General features: G+C 57.0%; 1 protein-coding gene. It reads left to right on the top strand.

Translation table 11 applies throughout. The features are described from left to right. Positions 1-321 (top strand): 60S ribosomal protein L14 (locus tag GFJ41_RS21330; RefSeq protein WP_170076057.1); only part of this gene is annotated, 321 nt, incomplete at both ends.

Genomic DNA, 321 nt, shown 5'->3' with positions numbered 1-321 from the left:
CCATCATGGTGTTCAAGCGCTTCGTCGAGATCGGCCGTGTCGCCTACGTCGCCTTCGGTCCCCATGAAGGCAAACTGGTGGTCATCGTAGACGTCATCGATCAGAACAGGGCGCTGGTGGACGGTCCCTGCACCGGTGTGAAGAGGCAGTCCATGCCATTCAAGTGCATGCAGCTCACCGACTACGTCATCAAAGTTCCCCACAGCGCTCGTGAGAAGTTTGTGAGGCGTGCCTGGGAGAAAGCCGAGATCAGCAAGAAGTGGACTGAGAGCAGCTGGGCCAAGAAAATCGAAGCCAGAGAAAAGAGGGCCAAGATGACCG

The sequence above is a fragment of the Paraclostridium dentum genome, assembly GCF_012922555.1.
In the GTDB taxonomy this organism is placed as follows: Bacteria; Bacillota; Clostridia; order Peptostreptococcales; family Peptostreptococcaceae; genus Paraclostridium; species Paraclostridium dentum.
This window is presented reverse-complemented; position numbering and strand designations above follow the sequence as displayed.